This window comes from Bartonella sp. AA83SXKL, from assembly GCF_042196965.1.
Classification (GTDB): domain Bacteria; phylum Pseudomonadota; class Alphaproteobacteria; order Rhizobiales; family Rhizobiaceae; genus Bartonella.
In genome coordinates this window covers 1-339 of sequence record NZ_JBHIRG010000212.1, presented here as the reverse complement: position 1 = coordinate 339, position 339 = coordinate 1, and the positions used below count along the sequence as shown (strand labels likewise).

Annotated in this window: 1 protein-coding gene; it reads right to left on the bottom strand. The window is 43.1% G+C overall.

The genetic code is table 11. The annotated features are described in order from the left end of the window. A partial coding sequence (locus ACFINO_RS10680; protein WP_375655825.1) for a PEP-utilizing enzyme occupies positions 1-339 on the bottom strand: 339 nt, incomplete at both ends.

The window sequence follows — 339 nt, the reverse complement described above, 5'->3', positions numbered from 1 at the left end:
CCTTTAAAAATTTCTCCACTCCCACCATCAATTGTAATGACATCGCCTTTTTTAAAACTTTGCCCTGAAGCAAACATTGTGTTTGTACTATAATCAATCCGCACACTCCCTGCACCAGAAATACATGGCTTTCCCATACCACGCGCTACAACAGCAGCATGACTTGTCATACCACCGCGTGTCGTTAAAATCCCTTCTGCAGCGTGCATACCATGAATATCTTCTGGACTTGTTTCTATGCGTACCAAAATAACTTTTCGTCCTTCTACCGATGCAGTTTCTGCCTCTTCCGAAGTAAAAACAATTTCACCAGTTGCTGCTCCTGGAGAAGCAGGTAAA